Below are 20,374 nucleotides of genomic sequence, written 5' to 3'. Positions count from 1 at the left end.
CTTCAAGCCCCCTTAATGTATTCAATATAGAATGAACCACCTGAATTTCACCAATGACCATGATGATGGCAAAGGTTCCTTCGATCGATTGCAATTCTATTGTTCATTCTATAGAAACTTGGGGCATAACTCAACATATTCCGGCTGGAAATAACGATCTCCTTCGTGACACATCGTATCACGAATGGTATGGATGACAGTGCCTGCCTGCTCTCAGGATGATCCCTTTAACGACGGAGCCCCACAGTAACAATCTCGCAAGGTCCTGCCGGGATGGACCATGCTTTGCCGCTGGATAGATTAGAGGAAACACCTGAAGAGGATGCGAGTTTCTCGCCCTTCTCCTCCAGAATATTGCTCTTGTATGCTTCTTCATTCGTATTCAATTCGGTCGCAGCCAGACTCAGCAGAGATGTGTCCGGCTTCATATTATACCAGCGCATCATCAGATCACCTGATTCCTCATTCACTTTCAGTGAGGAGAATGCCATACCTTCTCCTTGCCATGCAAATGGCGTATGCGTTGATGACAGCGTACCTGAGTGAACATCCGTTTGAACCAGCGTCCATGGAACCTGGAACTGGTAAGCCTCGATGTATGCATCTGATGATGCGCCGCTTCCATCATGCGGAATGATCTCCATCTGGAACGAATGCTCTCCCAGACATTGTGCTTCCGGTGTCGGGAACAACCCCCAGTCCCCAAGCTCTCCTACCGCACGGAGCAGCGTTACGGCTATCGTATTGCGCCCATCCTGAAGGACTTCATATTCATTCAGTCCCAGATTGGCTACGACCAGTCCAGCGTGTTCTTCACTCACATCCACAAAACTTTGCTGATGCTGTGTATTGCTTGGATTTTGCCACTCTGGTGCGGGCACATTATCACGAGTAGCAATCTCAAACATGGAATCCACACGGTGAACAGCAGTCGCCAGATCGGTTGGGAACAGGGCACGTACACGGTGATCCTTCGCCTGATTGTTAAAGGTGGTTTGTACTTGAACTCCTTTTCCGCTGCGGCTTAACGACAGAATCGTACGAATACGCAGTGTAGTGGTCTGTTTGGAACGCTGTGCCTTGCGATACGGGTAATAGATGAGCTCACGTTGTTCACGATCCAGCATCTCATCCGCCGAAGCAGGAATTTCCCAATCATGTACGATTTCGTAGGAAGCACGGTACGGCGTATCTTCAATGATCCGTATGTCGGCTGTTGATTCTTTCGTAGTCAAGGCTACTTCGTTCTCCGGCTGCTTGAACATATACTCGTTACCGATATCCCCAACATTTTCGTACACGCCAAGGTCTTGGTACGTACGTCCTGTGCGTTTATCCTTCAGTGTAAAGGAGCCATTATCTGCGATTGTAACGGCAACATATTCATTTTCCATGCCGCGTTCCCCACTGCGCAATGCCAAGCCATTCGAGACAGAATCATCCTGAGCTTCACTGCGAACCCAGCCATATGCCTTCAATCCAAGCGCTGGCACGTTCTCCGCTTCAAATGTAATTTTGACCCGGCGGCAGCTGTACGGCTGACGGAATCGGTCATCCGGCAGATCATACCCGAACTGCAGGCCCAGATCTTCTACTGTACACGGAACGTTCGCTCCTTTTTCATCAACGAGGACACGACCGGACAGGTCTACGTTGTTCATTTGGGCAGCCATATCCTCTAATGACATTCCATCACGGAAGTAGATACGAGCTGCGTCCAGTTCGATCTGAACAACGCCGCTGCGCTCCCAGCCTGTCGTATTGAACGTGATTAGTGGCCGCGCATCTTCACCATAGCTGGCAAAGATTGATGTATCCACCGAAGCAGCAATCTGACTTGTGCTCTCTTCAATCATCGCTTCAGCGACGTGACGGCTCTTCTCGAATCGTGTGACCATCTCACGGTGAACCTCATCCACACTGCAGCCGCAAATGCTGTCATGCGGATGGTTCTGCATCAGCGTTTTCCAGGCATATGTCAGTTGATCATGCGGATAAGCATGTCCAAGGAGATGGGCGTAGGACGCCAGTGGCTCAGCCACCTTTTCAAGCATGGCTTGACCAAGCTGGTTCATCTGTTTCAGATAAACCCGTGCCGAAGCGGTGTTCACCAGGGTCCCCCAGCCATCGGTACGCTGGCTGCGCAGCTCTCCTTTTACCGTGGACAACTCATGTTCTGCCGATTCTTTCAGGGCCGTCAGATAATCCGGAAAGTTGGAGTGAACGAATTCAATGTCAGGATGTAATTGCTCCGCCATTCGGATCGCCTCAGGCAAATCCCGTTGAATAGGCTGGTGATCACATCCGTTCATGTACAACAGCTCATTGGTCGAGGCATATTTCTCGGCATCTGCCAGTTTGGTTTTCCAGAACTTGCGGGCTGAAGCCTCATCTACCGGAATTTCGTTACCATTGGAGTACCAGTTGGCAAATAGCACCCCCAGCACTTTCGATCCATCCGGCCCTTCCCACATGAGCTCTGAGAAGCTGGATTCGTATCCTGCATCCGATACAGTATTATTGAAGCCTGTAGGTTTCACGCCTCTTCCAAAAAAGACGTTATCGATGCCAGATTGCAGCATGAGCTGCGGCGTCTGTCCAACCAGCCCGAACGTATCGGGAAAATAACCGATCTTGGATGGTGTGCCGTAACGCTTCGCATCCCGATGCCCAACCTGCATATTGCGCACATTGGCTTCACCACTGGTAAGAAATGCATCCTGCAGTATATACCAAGGCCCAATCACGATCCGGCCATTTCGGATATGCTTCTCCAGCCGCTCCTTTTGCTCCGGGCGAACCTGAAGATAATCGTCGATGATGATCGTTTGTCCATCCAGGTAAAAGCTTTTGTAGTCCGCTCCCTCGTCGAGCTCATCTAGCAGTGAATCCACCAGTTGAACGAGCCGCATATGATGCTTCTCATAAGGCAGGTACCATTCCCGATCCCAGTGGGTATGCGAAATGATATGGGCTCTTTTGGTTTTCTGTTTATCCTTTTGTTCCGTCATGAGTTAGCCCACCTCTCCATCTTGTTTTACAATCTCAACTTCTTCCGGGCGATACACCGTATGCAGCTTTCCTGCAGCATCTGTGGCGAACAGCACGGACCGATTTTTCTCCAATTGGAATTCATAGGATACACCAGTGCGAGTATCTCTTACTTGAACCTTATGGTTGAGTGAGGATTCTGACACAAATACATATAGATTTCCTTTTGGAAAACTCAGCTTCCGGCCATAGATTCCTGCGATTTTTCCGCCAGATATCCATTCCAGCTCCTGATGGATGCCAGCCGTTTCGGCCGCATACCGATACAGGTCCGCCAGCGGCTCATCCCTTCCGTTAAGCTCAAGCGGCAGTGGGGTCCACATGATCTTCCCTTTCCCCCATGGCAGAACAGTCACTTCATCTGGAGTGTCATGATCTTGATGAAGCAACGTCTCTTTGGCCACCTCAGCAATGCGACGCCGGCCATACGTTACCCGGTGATTCACCCCATTGATATTCAGCAGTTCTTCACGCTGCACGTTACCCAAACTGCGTTTACCCAAGATGTGATCTGCCCGGTCACTTGCCTTCCAGTAGGCGTCCAGTCCCAGCGGTCCAGTGATCAGCAGGCATGCGCCTTCCTTCTCCGTGAATGCAAGCAGCTGAAGCAGTGCATCATTATCCATATTATGCGGACTCGGTACAATAATCAGCTTCGGCGGCTGCTGTTCCAGTGCTTCCAAGTGATATTCGGATACGGCACGGAACGGCAGTTTCAGATCATAGGACATCACACGCGTAAGTTTGGTTGTTGCATCATAAGCAAGGGAACGGTTGGAGAAGTCATTGGAATACGGAAACACAACCGCAATCTCCTCCAGCTCGCGATCCTCGAAGAGATCACGCACCTTGTTGATGAAGCGACCAAAGTCGTAGGATACATCCGCTTCCGGCTTCTCGGTACCATCTGCACGAAGGGCCCCAATATGAGACTCATTGGCATTATCCATATAGAAGTTTGTATTCCAGATCCATTGCACCGCTCCGGCACCACCTGTGGAGAACGCATAGGCATACTTCCGTTCAAGAATGCTTCGAAGCTCTTCTTCCGTGCGCTTGGCACGTCCATCAGGGGTCTCCACATACATGATACCCGTCTCCTGAATGAGATTCGGTTTATGCGGAGTTTTGGTGAAAATGCCGTCCCAGATCAGATCATCGTTCAACCACCAGGAATGCACAGTGGTATAATCCACTTCACGTTCATAGAAAAACGGTGAAGGACGCTGTGCACCCAGAGCTTCGTCCTGTCCTACGGTAACCAGATGACCCGGCACCAGATCCTTGATCGTACCTACGAGCTCTCTTGCCCAAACATTGTGCATCTCCATGGAGAACAGACAATAATCGAGCCAGCGGGTTCCTTTTTTCGCCTTGTGCATGTCCTGTACATCAAAGTTAATCTCTTCCGGTTCTGGTATAACCGCTGCTGCAAAGTCCGGAAGCTGCTTCGGTGACATGTTCCATGCTTCCTGCAGTGCTTCAATGGTTTCATGCCGCTGCTGAAGCCAACCGATAAATGCCTGCTGTTCGTGCGAATCCCTGGCTGAGCTTGGGCCAGCCGAGAAGATGCGAACCGGATCAAACATCGATGGCTCGTTAATCAGATCCCAATCCACATGGGTGGTATGCGTGTGCCGGCTGACGATGCTGCGGATGAAACGCTTCTGTGCCTCGACGCTTTGCGGATCCAGATACGGATTCGTTCCTTCCCACGTTTCAGGGGTAAAAGAAAAGAACGTAAACGTGACTTGCAGCCCGTGGCGCTTCGCCGTTAACAGGAAGGCATCAATCGCACGAAGCACATCCTCTGCCATGTGTCCATCCACCTGCATCATATTGCGATATGCCGTCCAGATTCCGGTCCGAATCCAGTTAATGCCCGCTTTCGCCATCTGTGCCATGTCCCGATCCCACACATCTGCATTCGGCAGAAACAGAAATTTCCGGGCTACGTCGGAGGTCATGTACGTCATGCCCACAACTGGGAGAGGTCGTCCTTCTTTTACAAAATAGTCTCTGCTGCGGGTGATAACTTCACCTTCTGCAAGCAATGCGTCATCCTGGCCCCAGAAACCTTGGCGCAGATTACGAACTTCACCGTCAGGTGCTTGCGCACGACATACGATTCGGTACAGCCCGCTTTCTACTGAAACCGGAAGAGGGAGGCGTACAAACTGCTGCTCTCCGGAAAGCTCCATCTGCAGCCTGTGGCTCCATACCTTCTCAGCTGTGCCGCTTGTCCGATCCTCCCGTTCAACGGTCAGATCAAATGTCCACAACTCGGAAGCTGTACGTCTGTCACCCGCGCGCTGTAAGATCTGTCCTTGAAGGGTAAGTACAGCCCGTTCACCTGGTTCGTACGTGGCATAGTTAGGCTTGAGTGACAATTCAGTTACCCCTTTGGCACAGAATTGTGCCCACTTCACAATCTCGTTAGCACCGTCTTGCTCCCAAAATGAAGCGGAGAGCGGCAGATTCACAAACATCCAGCGTGAACCAGCAAATGTAATGCGGGAGTTCTCCCACAGGACGACCGGAGCAGCGATGCTCCGTTCATCCTTACTTACTCCGCAAAGTAACGGATAGATCTGCGTGCTCATCGGTCCTGCTGAACCCATCTGGTGAGGCAGATCACTAGACTTGGTGGTATGCGGGACCAGATTCCACGTATCTGCAATCTCAAACAAGCCCTCTTTGCCTGAAAGTAGTGAAATTTGTTCAGAGGAAGTGTACGTTTGGATATTAGCTGACGATACGTTCAGTGCCTCGTGAATATAAAGCTCCTGGTGATATGCAGTCTGTTCCGACTCCACAACCCAAGCTCCGTCCTGATCCCGGACAGGGCGCTTAAACGGTGCTCCGCCCACACTGATCAGGCTTCCTCCCTGATGCAGATAGGCTGCAATTTCCGTCCAGGCCGATTTGGGAAAATAGGGTGCATGCAGGTTTACCAGACAGCCCTCGCCTGCTGTTGCTTTCAACACCTCAGCCAGTTCGTGCGCGCTTGCTACGGTGACTTCATTAGACCCTTGCCAAGTATCCAGTGCCTCGCGGGATGGCCGCTGGCCTTCTGCCGGAAAAGCGGGATCAGCGAAGATAATCAGCTTGTTATCCTTCACATGTGTACTCATAACAGGCCATCCTTCATGGATTTATAGACCAACTGGGAGAACAGGCTGTTGGACCATGCAAACCATTTTCTCGTGAAAATGGTTGGATCATCCGCATGGAAACCTTCATGCATATAACCTGTATCCGCATCTGTTGCTTCCAGCATACGAATGATCTCCAGCTTCTCCTCGGCAGATTGTGCCGTCAGTCCCTGCATGGATAGACCCATATGCCAGATGTAATCCGGTGGTGTGTGCGGGCTGCCGATCCCTTTGGCAACCTTGCCCTCATAATAGAACGGGTTCTCTTTGCTCAGGGCGAAGCGGCGGGTATTTTGATAGATCGGATCATCCGCTGTGACGTAGCCGAGATACGGAATGGACATCAGTCCCGGTGTACCGGCATCATCCATGAGACAGTAATTGCCGTAGCCATCCGTCTCGTACGCATAGATGGGACCGAATTCCGGATGACGATAAATGCCGTACAGCTGAATGCCGTGATCCACATCCTGCTCCAGATCCTTAAGCTCCTGCAGCATTGCCATATCCCGGAACACCCACTCGGCAAACTCCTGCATTTGGCGCAAAGCTACGACTGCAAACATGTTGCCCGGGATATTGTAGTGAAAATCGCATGCATCGTCGCTGGAACGGAAGCCGGACCAGATCATCCCTGTATAATTGACCGGCATGCCCTTCCCATGATTACGCAGTGAATCTGTAGGAATGCCGTTATTGCGCGTAAAGCGATATGGAGATTGTTCCATGTGATGCTGTTCCACCTTGAACAGATCCACGATTTTGCGCATGGCTGCTTTGAAGCTGGAATCAAAAATGTCAGTCAGCTCCGTTTCCTTCCAATATAGATAGGCCAGCCGTACAACAAAGCACAACGAATCAATCTCGAATTTGCGTTCCCATACCCAAGGCGACATGTCGGTCTCGTCCGTTGTGTTCCAATGCCAGTCATTAGCCGTCTCATTGAAAGCATTGGCATACGGATCAATATGAACATACTGGATATGACGCTTGATCAGGCCGCCAATGATCCGCTGCAGATCCTCATCTTCCTTCGCAAACGGAATGTAGTGAATGACCTGCTCCACGGAATCACGCAGCCACGAGGCTGGGATGTCTCCAGTGATGACAAAAGTCGTACCATCGTCCATCAGTTTCGTTGTCGTTTCGATTGTATTAGGGAAACAATTTTTGAATAATTGAAGCAGCTTCGGTCGATGAGCCAGTTTCTGTTCCGCCTCTTCAAGCACTGCCTGAATGGATTGCGGCACAGCAACGGGCGGCATTGGTATTTTGGGTAATCTGAATTGTTCCATGGATGAGTGCAACTCCTTAAACGTATTGAATGGTGTAGCTAGATAAGATCAACCCGTGAACTGTTACACATGGTCACTACGATTGCAGTACCATCTTCCGATCGCTGTTATCCCCGGATTTTTTTGGATTCCCTTCTTCAAAGGGAAAAATCCTGTGATAAACGCGAGCGCTCTGCTTCTCCAGACTGGTTCTGCACTCTTCGTTATCGTGTAAATGTTTAAGTTCATCTTGCGTAGCTCAAAGATATGTCAAAAAGGTTTACCGCAGCAGCACGGTTTTAATTTCGTAAGGGGCGAAGGTCAATGTAATCTGACCCTTCGTCATATCCAAAGGCTCGCCCGGTTCTTCCAACGCGTTGGAGAGATAGGCCTGCTCAGAGGCATGTGGCCATTGCAAGGTTACACGTTCACGTTTGCCTGAAGATTCATAGAAACGAAGGATCGTGCCGTGTCCGTCTTCGGCCGGCTTAACCGTATCCAGTACAACATGGCTGCTACCAAAATCGATCCAGGCACCTGTTGCCGGACGTACGCCTGCGCTTTGTTCCGCATGCTGTACCGTCACCTCATGATTCAGCTCTGCAGCATGACGTACCGTGTGCGCATTACGCCAATCCCCTTCATGCGGATACAGGGAATAGGTGAATTCATGCTCTCCCAGATCAGCTGTCCGGTCCGGCCATTTCGGTGCACGAAGCAGGGATAAACGAATGGTGCTTCCCTGTACGTCGTATCCGTATTTGCAGTCATTGAGCAAACTCACGCCGTATCCGTATTCGGATACATCCGCAAACCGGTGGCCGCAAACTTCATATTGCGCTTGTTCCCAGCTGGTGTTACGGTGCGTTGGCCGCTCCAATGCGCCAAACGGAATCTCATACGTCGCCTTGGATGTTACGACATCGATTGGAAAACCGACTTTCAGGAGCTTATGGTTTTCGTTCCAGCTCACCTGCGTCTGGAAGTCGATCCGCCGTGAATCATGGTAGAATACGACATCTTGTGTAATCTCCGATTGATGGAGTTTCCAGCGGAAGCGCAATACGTCCTTCGTTGTACCAGCCAGCACCAGCTTTTTCTCCAATAACTCGACTTCTCCAGCAACCTGTTCTTCATAACGGCTGTCAATATCCCACGCATCCCAGAGCGTCGGACGGTCGTGGAAGAAGTGGAACTGATTGCCCCGTTCACCCGGCTTCAGCATTTCCCGCTCTGCTGCCTTATCCCACAGACGAGTAATCTCCCCTTGGTTGTTAAATTCCACATGATAAAACGCGGTATCCCATGTATCATTAAAGACCGGATGACCGGCAAGGCTGGCCACTTCTGGTACATTCGTTTCCCTAGTATTTTCAGGTACCAGCCAAATCGTCTTATACCCTAACGCCGGAATGTCATCCACAAGAATCGAGATCGCGTTATCCTCCCGATCCATTCGCAGGTGCTCACCTTCTACATCTACCACATAAAGATCCATGCCATCGTCCACAGGGAGCTGAACGACTGCATTACGCTTCCAGCCAAGGCTGTTGAACACTACATAGGCCGCTGAACCCTCTGGACCCTTTGTATTAATACCTGCCGTCAATGCCGCAACACCTTGATTCAACCCTGCTCTACCTAATTCAAAAACTCGTACATACTCCTCATCCGAAGTCACGTATGACTCCGTAATCGCTGAGCCTGGGATAATATCGTGGAATTGATTCAGCAAAATCAGCTTCCAGCCCTCATGCAGTGCCGAACGGACTTCAGCTTCCGCCTGCGCCTCCATGTCCGGCAGAGCGAGTGTGTTCCACAGCTCGGCTTCACGATACAGGACCTCTGCTTTGCGGTTGTTCCGCTTGTTTCGTGCATGTGTCGTGTACGTGCCTCGGTGCAGTTCCAGGTACAGGTCACCGTGCCATTCTGGAAGTGTAGGCTGCCCTGCTTCAATACCTGCAAAAAAAGCTGCAGCTGTACTGTAGCGACTGGCAGGCTGTCCTACCATCAAGTCTGCGCGATCCACGTACTCCAGCATTTCGCGGGTTACGCCGCCACCACCATCACCATGCCCGTATAGAAGCATGTGCTCGGGATGTGCTGCTTTCTCGCGGTAGGACTGCCAGTGATCATGAATATCCTTCGGTAAAGTGTGTTCATTGACACCATGGTTGAGATAAGACAGGATCGGTGTACCGTCAATGCCAACCCAGTGAAAGAGATCGTACGGGAATACATTGGTATCGTTCCATCCCAGCTTCGTCGTCATGAAATAATCCACATTGCCATGCTTCAAAATCTGAGGCAGGGAGGCACAGTACCCGAATGTATCCGGCAGCCATTCAATCTGAGATGTCTTGCCGAACTCTTCCATGTAAAAACGCTGGCCATATAACATTTGGCGAATCAGCGACTCCCCGCTCGGAATGTTCAGATCCGGCTCAACCCACATGCCGCCAACCAGTTCCCAGCGTCCTTCTGCAATACGCTGCTTCACCCGTGCATACAATTCGGGATCATGTTCCTTCAGAAAGGCGTACAACAAAGGCTGGCTCTGGGAGTACACATAATCGGGATATTCATTCATCAGTGCATCCACGGTTGAGAATGTACGACTTGTCTTGCGTACCGTCTCCCGTACAGGCCACAGCCAGGCAATATCGATATGGGACTGTCCCACCATATGTTCCAGACCTTCGGCGTTACCACCAATCTCTCGCACTTGATTCTTTAAACTCTCTTCAATCTGGCGAATGCCATCGCCCTGCTTGATCTCTTCAACTGTCATGCCGACAAATTGATCCATCGCACGATAGATGGCTTCCAGCAGACGTACACGCCGGAAGTCGCTCTCGGGCAGCAGTACGGCCGAATCGCGTACAATAATGACCGTATACATCAGGCTGCGAACCGCCTCGTTCGGTCTCACCAGCAGACTGGTGATCGATGTGATTGGCGGCTGAATAACGGCCTGCTGGTTCAACGGATCGACAGGCTCAGGTACCGGATCGAACAGTTCGATTTCAAGTTCAGGATGGATTCCAATGCTGGATGGGTCCAGCGTAACGTACGTATGATTGCGATCCAGACCCTGATAGGAACGGCCATTCACCCGCAGCAATCCTTCTCCTCCTGATTGAAACAACAGTCCGAATGGGGCCTGCTGCCAGGAAGCGGGGACCTCCAGACGGGTTCGGAAGAAGTAGGTGGTTCCCTGTGTGCTTGGAAAACGATCCAGGCCTTCTCCCTCCGGATAAGGCCCTTTGTTCTCATATTTTCCCGGCACGTCATAATAAGCATGGGTGATGTTCCAGCTGCGTAGATCCACTTGTTCCAGCCACTGATGTTCAGACAGTTCACGAATAAATCGTCTAATACGTTCCATGTTTTACGCCTCCCTTACCGTAAGCTCGGCCATTTGCGTGTCGTTCACGCTGCCGCCGATATGAATACGGAATAGTCCCGGTTCAACCACGGGTTTCAAATGCCGTCCAATATATTGCAGCTGCTCCGCACCAACACGGAATTCAATCGTTTGCGTCTCACCAGGTGCCAGATTCACTTTTGTGAATCCTTTCAGCTCTTTGGCCGGGCGAGTCATCTGGCTGACCACGTCGGTAATGTACATCTGTACCACTTCTGCGCCACCACGCTGGCCAGTATTGGTCACATCCACCGATACCGTAACTGATTCGCCAGCTGGCATGGATGCCCTGCTGAGTTTTGGCTCGCTGTAATCAAAAGTTGTATAGCTAAGTCCATATCCGAAAGAATAACGAGGCTCCAGATCCTCTTCCAGATAACGCTTGCCACGGGAACGTTTACCGTTGTAATAGATAGGTAACTGACCGACATGCTTCGGAATGGAAATCGTCAATTTGCCCGATGGATTCACATCGCCAAATAGAATGTCTGCAATGGCATGCCCGCCTTCTTGACCCGGATACCATGCCTCCAGAATGGCATCTGCATGTTCGTCCACCCAAGGTTCAGTGATGGGGCGACCATTGATGTAAACAACGATCAGCTTCTTGCCGAGCTTGTGAATTTCCTGAATGAGTTCCAGCTGAACCCCCGCAAGTCCTAACGTCATACGGTCGATACCCTCGCCGCACTCCATGTCATTCCAGGAATGATCGGACACATTCGATGCCCCTGTCTTCAGATCGATCGTTCCTTCACCGAAATCGCGGGCACTTGAGCCGCCGACCACCATGATGATGGTATCTGCCTTGCCGGCGATCTCAAGGGCATGATCGAAGCCTTCTCTGGAATCGCCTTTGATTCGGCAACCTGGCGCATAAAGTACCTCACGTGCAGCTTCATTCCCCGTGAGCTTGGAGTGGATACCATCCAGTACGGTTGCCACTTTTGATTTGGGTTGCGGTGACGTGTAATCACCCAGCTGGTTGTAGGCATGATCCGCATTTGGGCCAATTACAGCAATTTGCCCAGCTCCTGTTGGGGATAGCGGGAGAGCTGATTGCTCATTTTTGAGCAGAACCACTCCTTCTGCTGCCAATTGACGTGCCAGCTGGATATGCTGCTCACTGCCAATCACTTCTGCGGCCCGGTCAGCGTCCACATAAGGCTGCTCAAACAAGCCCAGTCTGAATTTCAATGCCAGTACGCGGCTGACAGCCTGGTCCAAAACCTGCACATCAAGCTTGCCCTCCGAGACGGCCTGCACTAGATACTGTCCAAACATCTCACCGGACATCTCCATATCGATGCCTGCCTGAATGGCCTGGACAGATGCATCGAGCCCATCCGCTGCAACATCATGCCCGCCTGCCAGCATGTTGATTGCACCGCAGTCCGTAATGACCAGACCATCAAAGCCCCAGTCTTCACGTAAAACACGATCCAGCAATTCCGTATTTACCGTACAAGGCGTACCATCGATTTCGTTATACGCAGGCATAATGGATGCTGCCCCAGCTTCCACCGCTTTTCGGAATGGATACAGATCCACTTCCAGCAATTCACGCCAGCCCATGTGTACAGGTCCTGCATTGCGCCCGCCTTCCGAACTGCCGTAACCGACAAAATGCTTCAGCGTCGCAGCTACCGCATCCTCCCGGTCAAGGCTTTCCCCTTGAAGTCCTTCGACAGAAGCTACCGCCAATTCCCCAATGAGATATGGATCTTCACCAAAGCATTCCTCCGTACGTCCCCAGCGAGGATCACGCACAACATCCAGTACCGGAGAATACGTAACCGCTCCACCCTGAGCACGTGTTTCCCTGGCTACGGCCTGGCACATCTCTCGGTATAGGTCCACATTCCAAGTGCTGCCGAGCAGCAGCGGTACGGGATATACCGTTCCGTCAATGGCCATATGGCCATGAGAACATTCCTCCCCAATCAGGATCGGAATTCCCAGTCGGGAATGCTCCACCGCATGACGCTGAATCAGATTAACGGCCTCCGCACCTTCTCTCGCGGATAAACCATTTTCAAGTGTAACCCCGGTCCAGGGGTCAGCTCGAAGGGCGCCATAGAGAGAGCCGACGCCGCCATTTTCCACTTGCTCTTTGAAGGAATCATTCAACGTGATGTTTCCCTTATTATTCGTATAGGTATGCCAGCCAAAAGGCTGAATAAGCTGGCCTACCTTCTCTTCCGTAGTCATCAGGCCAAGCAGATGCTGCACCCGTTCTTCGACGGGCTTGCTTTTGTCCTTATATGTCATCATCCTGAAACTCTCCAATCCTATAGAGTGATCCGGTTATTCCTTCACCGCTCCAACCGTCAGACCTTGTACGAAATAGCGCTGGAAGAACGGGTAAGCAAATATAATCGGCAACGTTGCAAGCACGACCATCGCCATCCGGGAAGTATCCTGCGGAATGGACTGCATGGCTGCCAGACTCATGGAACTGTTAGCGGAGTTCTGCTGAATAAACTGGATGCTGGACTCGATCCGCATCAGCATGGATTGCAGCGGTACCAGGTTGGGATTATCAATGTATAAGAGTGCGTTGAACCAGTCGTTCCAGTAACCCAGTGTACTGAACAACCCGATCGTTGCCAGCCCCGGCAGGGACAAGGGAATTACAATTTTCATAAAGGTATAAAACTCTCCGGCACCATCAATTCTTGCGGATTCAATAACCGCATCCGGCACACTGGTGGAGTAGAACGTACGCAGAATCATAATATAGAAGGCATTCATCGCCAGCGGCAGAATCAGGGCCCATACGGTATCTTTCAATCCAAGCAGTTGGGATACGACCATATAGGTCGGGATCATCCCACCGTTGAACAACATGGTCAAAATGGCAAACACGGAGAAAAATCTCCGATATCTGAAGCTCTTGCGGGAAATGGCATAGGCATACAGGGACATGAGGATCAAACTGATGATTGTCCCGAGTACCGTGACCAGAATAGTAACCCCATATGCACGCAGCAGTGTATCACCGCTCTGCCAGACAAATTGATATGCTGCGAGACTCCATTCCGCCGGAATCAGGCGGTACCCGTCACGGGCCAATGCCTTTTCGTCCGTAAAGGAGATGATGACGACAAATATAAAAGGAAACACACAGATCAGAGCGAATAGTCCGGCCATGATATTCATGATGATGTTCCAGCCGCTGGATACATGATGGAAATCGCGTTTTTTTACGAGTTGAGCCACAGTGGTTCACTCCTTTCTCTTGTCCTAGAATAAGCTGCTATCTTTATCGATCTTGCGTACCACATAGTTGGAGATGATAACAAGTACAAAGCCCACAACCGATTGATACAATCCGGCAGCGGTACTCATGCCAATCTCACCGCTCGTTTTCAAGCCGCGATATACATACGTGTCAATGACATTCGTAACGGAATAGAGCGTACCCGAATCCCTCGGCACTTGATAGAAGAGACCAAAGTCAGCGTAGAAGATCCGGCCCACAGCCAGCAGTGTCATAATCGTGATGATTGGGGATAGCAGTGGGATCGTAATGTTGCGAATCTGCTGCCATTTGCTCGCACCGTCAATCATTGCGGCTTCATAGAGCGAACGGTCAATGCCCAGGATAGATGCCAGATAGACGATACTGTTGTAACCGATCGTTTTCCAAAGTGCTACGAAAATCAGAATGTACGGCCAATACTTGGCTTCCGAATACCACTGAATGGGTTCCATCCCGAACCAGCCGATGATCTGATTCAGCATTCCCCGGTCCATGCTCAGGAAACTGAACACAAAGTAACCTACAATGACCCAGGAGAGGAAATACGGAAGGAACATCCCTGTTTGATATATTTTGGCGAGACGTTTATTAATAAGTTCTGAGAGCAGAATCGCCAAACCTACGGCGAACACTAACCCCAAGAATATGATGGCGATGTTATACAAAAGCGTATTTCGGGTAATCAGCAGCGCGTCATTGGTGCTGAACAGGAATTTGAAGTTGTCCCAGCCCACCCACTCACTCTTTGCAAGACTTGCCCAGAATCCTTCACGGCTAAAACGGTATTCCTTGAATGCCGCTATAGTACCCACCAGGGGAAGATAAGAGAAGAAGAAGAACCAGATGGCGCCAGGCAGCACCATAAACAGCATGACTCGGTTTCTTATCAGATTTTTCAAAAATGCAGTCATTGGGATTTCCTCCTTCAAGCTTGAATGAAAAAAAAGAATCGGACGCTACATGCAGCCGCCCGATTCTACGAATGTAACCTTACTTATTTTCCGCTCTCCAGGCATCAAGCTGGCTTTGGGCTTCAGCCATTACCTTCTCAAGACCGGCTTGATTGAACTTCTCAATGACCTGATCCAAGTTGGTCGCCGGGTCCAGCGTACCAGTCATCAATGCGGCCCAGTATTGTTCTTTCACGTTTTGTACTGCTGTCAATTCAGCAGATACGTTGCTTGCATCAAAGTTGAAGCTGAGGATTGGGGAGTTCACGCCTTCAGCATTAAATTTCTTGAACTCATCCCATTTGTTATCCGGATCGTTGTTGTTCAGATAGAGCAGCATGTTGTTACCAAGGGAATACGAAGGCATATCATAGTTCTTCGATTCAGCCAGGTTTTCCATGTGTGTATCATCCACTTTTTTGTAGTGAGTGCCCTCGATACCGGAGTCCACCATGTTGCGCAGCACCGGATCCGTATTGAGCAGGTTCAGGAATTCCATTGCTTTTTCCGGGTACTCCGAGTTGGCAGAGATCGCCATAATGGATCCTTGTACGGAAGTGTTTGTGATGATTGCATCACTTGCCGGTGTGGAAACGACAGGGTATCCATAACTTGCAGACCATTGATTGTCAGCCAGCGGTTGAGTCTGTGCACGATCCAGGAACCAGTTGCCTGATGTCGTCAGGTCGTTGGTTGATCCTGTTGTTGCTGCCTCAGCAGACACGTAGCCAGCTTTGTAATATTTGTTCATCGTTGTGAGCGCTTCCTTCATTTCAGGAGTCTCCAGGATGTTTACGAGCTTGTAATCCGTTGTATCTAATTTGATTGCCATAGGCAAATTTTGAATGACATAGTCATAAGGAACGTAAGGAACATAGTTTTTATCCATTGCAAACGGCGTCACACTTGGCTCATTTTCCTTGATTGTTTTGAGCAAAGGTTCGAGACTATCCAGTGTGCGGATATTGGAGATGTCCAGATTGTATTTATCAAGCAGTGTTTTGTTGAAACGCCATACCTCTTGCTGCGGCAGCTCCTTGTTGGCTGGAATACCGTAGTTATGACCATCGACTTTGGAACCGCTGAGGAATGCCGGATCGATCGTATCGGTCAGCTCTTTGCCATATTCGGGAAGCAGCTCATCCAGCTCCATAAATGCGCCTTTTCTCGCATTCTGTACATAGTCGAATCCGCCCGAAGAGGTGAACAGAATGTCCATTGGCTCACCGGAGGCCACATTCACCTGCATCTTCTGAGGGTAGTCACCCCAATCGACCATTTTCATGGTTACGGTAGCATTGATTTTCTCCTTGGTATACTTGCTGACTTCTTCCATGACCTTGTTCACATCTTTTTGCGGGGTACCGATGGTGTACCAGATCAGTTCGACTGAATCATCTCCAGCCCCACCGGATTCCGAAGCACTCTCGCTTCCACCGCAGGCACTCAGTACAAGTGTAACGGCCATTAATAATGCCAGGACGAGAGAAAAACTTTTTCTTTTTTTAAGCATTGTTTAGATCCTCCCTTTTCGTTTTCCCTTAAGCACTAACGAACTAACTGCTATAACCTTATCGAATGAAAGCATTTTCAAAAAGAAGATAAACTTAAGTTTTCGGGGTACAAATTAAAGAGATATTCTCCCTGACTCTTGTTTTTGTCCCTGATTTAATAAATCGCTTACATGAAAGAGACATGCCGGGTAACATCTGGCATTGAACTCTTCCCATGCCACTGCTGTTCCCGAAATGTCTCTTGTACGTTAAGCCCGCAGACCGAACCTTCCCGTCACCGAATTAATTAAAAACCTTGAAATCGGTCGGTGAAATGCCTACATATTTGCGGAATTGCTTATAAAAATATCCTGTCTCCCAATATCCAACGTTTCTTGCGATCTCATGCACCTTCAGATTGGAAGTGCGCAGCTGTTCCTTGGCACGCTCGATCCGGTATTTATTGATGTACTCGGCAAAGGTCTCTCCCGTCTCCTTGTGAAACAGTTGTCCAAGGTACACGGGATGCAGATGATAGTGTGCCCCTAGCAGCTTCAGGGAAAGCTCTTCTGCGTAATGCTTGTCGATGTGCTGAAGCACTTGGCTCACGATCGGGTTTTTCAGATCCTGCAGCAGAGATTCGATCGTCTCACTACCCACTTGCTGAAGGGCCTGCACCAGTTCGGCAAAGGTACTGCTATCCAGCACCCGTCTTAACCCCTTTTGGTAAATGACAGACTCATCCGTATGCTTAATGCTCTCCAGCTCCATTTTGAAACGAATAACCAATTCGAGCGCCGTATGCTGCAGTTCCACAGGAGTCATCCCGTCGCGATACTGTTCAAAATCCGTTTGAATTCGTTCTGAAAGCTGTTCGGTATTGCGGGATAACATCAGCTTGGCATATTCCTTCCAGTCGAAGGAGAAACGACTGCCAGCACTGCTTCCCGTTTCAAGAATCGCATGATCAATCACTTTAAGATCCGGGTAGATCATCACATACTGCAAAGCGCGCTTGGCTTCTTTGTAACTCGCGGGTGCCTGATGAATGCCCTTCGCCATGCTCCCCATACCAATATAAACCGACGGGTGCGCTTCTGAGATCTGCCTGGATAAATAGGTGACACAATCCATGAACATCTGTCTATCGACCTGCTGCTCGTCCACACTTGCGATCATGACGATATCGCCATCCAAATCATGAAAAGTACTCACATAAGGCTTGTCTGCAAGTAAACGCTGCACTTGATCAAATATGCCCGGCTCTTCTCCCTTCGTACGGAGAATGGCAATGCCATAGCTTGGACCATCAAGTGTAAGATTCATGAACAGAGAACGTTCTTCGAATTCCGCCGTTGCGATCTGTCCCGTCAGCCATCGATGAAGAATGTTGTCCTTCAAAATTTGAATGCCGTAAGCATCATAACTTGTGTTTGCTGGCACTTGATCCAGCTTGGAGGCCGTGTTTCGCAGCGTGGATTCCAGCTCCTCCACATTGATCGGCTTGAGCAGATAATTTTCGATCCCCAGCTGCATGGCTTCCTTCAAGTATTCAAACTCATTGAATCCGCTGAGGATAATCACTTTAAGGTCAGGCTGGACACGCCTTGCTTCCCGAATCAGATCCAGTCCATTCATAATGGGCATCGAAATATCCGTGATCAGAATATCGACAGGCTGGGCAGACAGCGCTTGGAGCGCCGCCTGGCCATTGCCGGCATGGTTTACAATTCCCATTCCAAATGAAGACCAATCCACAATTTCGTATAATCCTTCAATGATGAACGGCTCATCATCCACAATAAACACGTTGTACATGCTAAACACCTGTCCCTTCCGTATGAGGATAACGCACCCTGATCAGGGTTCCTTCTCCAAGCGTACTCTCTATCGTGATTCCAAACTCCGGTCCATACAGGTACCGCAGACGACTGTGCACACTGCGCAGCCCAAACATTTGTCCTGATTCCTCCGGACGATCGAGCTCTTCAAGAATTTCAGCCAATCTGGCAGGCGCAATGCCTTTGCCATTATCTCTGACTTCGACCTGCAGCACATCACCAAGCTCTTCCACTACGATGGACAACTTGTTATCCGAGCGTTCGGTCTGGATTCCGTGCACGACATAGTTTTCAATGATCGGCTGCAGGGACAGCTTGACCACAGGATGTTGATTATGCACAGGATCCAATTGAATCGTATAGGTGAAGATATCCTTATAACGGATTCGAAAGAGTTCCAGATATAGACGGCAAGCCTCCATCTCATCCTTCAATGTATAGTTTTTCTTCTGCTGAACAAGGCTCTTGAAGAGCACGGATAAGCTGTAGATCATCTCACCAACATCCCTTGCCCCCTGGGAAATGGCTCTCATGCGAATCACTTCAAGCGTGTTATAGAGAAAATGAGGATTAATTCTGGCCTGAAGCGCAACCAGCTCCGTCTCCTTTTGCTTGATCTCGGCCTTGTACACCCGCTCTATATACAAATTAAGTTCATCCAGCATATCGTTAAAGCTGTGCGAAATCTGTCCAAGCTCATCGTCACGGGTATCATCAATCCGTGCACTCAGATTGCCGTACTTCACCTTCTGCGTGAATCGGATAATTCTCCGGGTCCGCTTGGCAAAGTTAATGATAAAAAACGCCGGAACGAGCACAGCAAACAGGGTACATACGGTGCTGATCGAAATAATGGTATTGCGAATACCTGCATAGGCCTCAGCCATCTCTTCCACAGGAACCGTGGCCACAATCACATAGCCCTGGTCTGCCGAAACAAACTTGTTCACATACATGTTTTTTTCCTTTTTCATGGAGTCCATATCCGTCTGATCGAATAGCGAATCCGCAACTTCAACATAAGGATACTTCTTGCCATAATAGTTGCTGCTGGAGTCAAATAACACGTTACCTTTGGCCGACAGTACCACGATTTCTCCCTTAAAGTTGCTCTCATAACTATCAAGCGCATTTCCAATGCCTGCAGAGTCAAAAAAAACGAGAAACTGCCCCAGATTTCGCAGCGTCTGTGTATTGTTGATGGGAACACGAATCGCGTACAGGTCCGGGCTCCATTCATTGATCTCTTTGCGAATCCAGTAGTTGGGTGCACTGATATTAGGCGTCTCCATGGCCATCACGTCAGGAATATAGGAATGGGCAGCACTGGTATCCAGCTTCTTGAATTGCTTATTGGGGCTGAACATGGACATGTCCTGGCGTTCTGCACTATATAACATCAATTGATGGATATCCGCATTTCGATCCATAATATTCTGAAAATGTTTCAGTACATCTGCGGAATAATCATCCTGATTGGCGTAATATCCATTGGTCAGATGCTGGACATATTCTGCATAGGTATGGCTCATCAGATAGGAGATATTGGCTGACAGCGCCTCGTTCTGATGCATGTCTCTCACCATATTTTGCACGGACTCATACTGCTGATGAATATATCGGTCCACACTTTCCATTGCAGCCTTTTGGATAGCCAATTCACGGCGGATCGTAGAGTCGGACACTGATAGAAAAATGATATACGACAACGTAATAATCGTCACAATCGAAATCATCGAGAAAATAAACAGCATTTTCATAAACATATTATTTTTGAAGAAATTATTGTAAACGCTAACAATTTTCAAATCGCAAGTTCCCCCCGATGCGGTTGTCCTGTCTGAATTATATCATTTGCCTTCTGACATTAACTTCTCACCTTGAACTTTTCTTTAGTTTATACCTGTCTTTCTTTAAT

General features: G+C 49.5%; 10 protein-coding genes. All 10 read right to left on the bottom strand.

Features of this window, described 5'->3' with window-relative positions; genetic code table 11:
- Positions 1-227: 227 nt before the first annotated feature.
- The gene (locus tag MH144_RS22160) at positions 228-3,011 is read right to left on the bottom strand and encodes an alpha-mannosidase (RefSeq protein ID WP_239304203.1); all 2,784 of its coding nucleotides are present in this window, start codon (positions 3,009-3,011) and stop codon (positions 228-230) included.
- A gap of 3 nt (positions 3,012-3,014) precedes the next feature.
- Positions 3,015-6,185 carry a beta-galactosidase gene (locus tag MH144_RS22155; protein ID WP_239304201.1) on the bottom strand — a complete coding sequence of 1,057 codons (3,171 nt, stop codon included), beginning with the start codon at positions 6,183-6,185 and terminating at the stop codon, positions 3,015-3,017.
- Complete coding sequence (locus MH144_RS22150) at positions 6,182-7,501, bottom strand: glycoside hydrolase family 125 protein (protein WP_239304199.1); 1,320 nt, start codon at positions 7,499-7,501, stop codon at positions 6,182-6,184. The genes MH144_RS22155 and MH144_RS22150 overlap by 4 nt, the downstream gene beginning before the upstream one ends.
- Before the next feature lie 259 nt (positions 7,502-7,760).
- The gene (locus MH144_RS22145) at positions 7,761-10,868 is read right to left on the bottom strand and encodes an alpha-mannosidase (protein WP_239304197.1); all 3,108 of its coding nucleotides are present in this window, start codon (positions 10,866-10,868) and stop codon (positions 7,761-7,763) included.
- 3 nt (positions 10,869-10,871) lie between these two features.
- Entirely contained in the window at positions 10,872-13,181 is a 2,310-nt protein-coding gene (locus tag MH144_RS22140) for a glycoside hydrolase family 3 N-terminal domain-containing protein (protein ID WP_239304195.1), read from the bottom strand.
- A gap of 33 nt (positions 13,182-13,214) precedes the next feature.
- Positions 13,215-14,069 carry a carbohydrate ABC transporter permease gene (locus MH144_RS22135; RefSeq protein ID WP_217506623.1) on the bottom strand — a complete coding sequence of 285 codons (855 nt, stop codon included), beginning with the start codon at positions 14,067-14,069 and terminating at the stop codon, positions 13,215-13,217.
- Positions 14,070-14,153: 84 nt separating this feature from the next.
- Positions 14,154-15,083 carry an ABC transporter permease gene (locus MH144_RS22130; RefSeq protein WP_239304193.1) on the bottom strand — a complete coding sequence of 310 codons (930 nt, stop codon included), beginning with the start codon at positions 15,081-15,083 and terminating at the stop codon, positions 14,154-14,156.
- Between the two features lie 79 nt (positions 15,084-15,162).
- Positions 15,163-16,635, bottom strand: coding sequence for an ABC transporter substrate-binding protein (locus MH144_RS22125; RefSeq protein ID WP_239304191.1), 1,473 nt, complete (start codon positions 16,633-16,635; stop codon positions 15,163-15,165).
- Positions 16,636-16,918: 283 nt separating this feature from the next.
- Positions 16,919-18,433 (bottom strand): response regulator transcription factor, encoded by a 1,515-nt coding sequence (locus MH144_RS22120; RefSeq protein ID WP_239304189.1) that lies wholly within the window; start codon positions 18,431-18,433, stop codon positions 16,919-16,921.
- A 1-nt stretch (position 18,434) separates the two neighbouring features.
- Complete coding sequence (locus MH144_RS22115; RefSeq protein ID WP_481857387.1) at positions 18,435-20,264, bottom strand: sensor histidine kinase; 1,830 nt, start codon at positions 20,262-20,264, stop codon at positions 18,435-18,437.
- Positions 20,265-20,374: the final 110 nt, after the last annotated feature.

The organism is Paenibacillus sp. ACRRY (assembly GCF_022346995.1).
GTDB lineage: Bacteria > Bacillota > Bacilli > Paenibacillales > Paenibacillaceae > Paenibacillus.
This window is presented reverse-complemented; position numbering and strand designations above follow the sequence as displayed.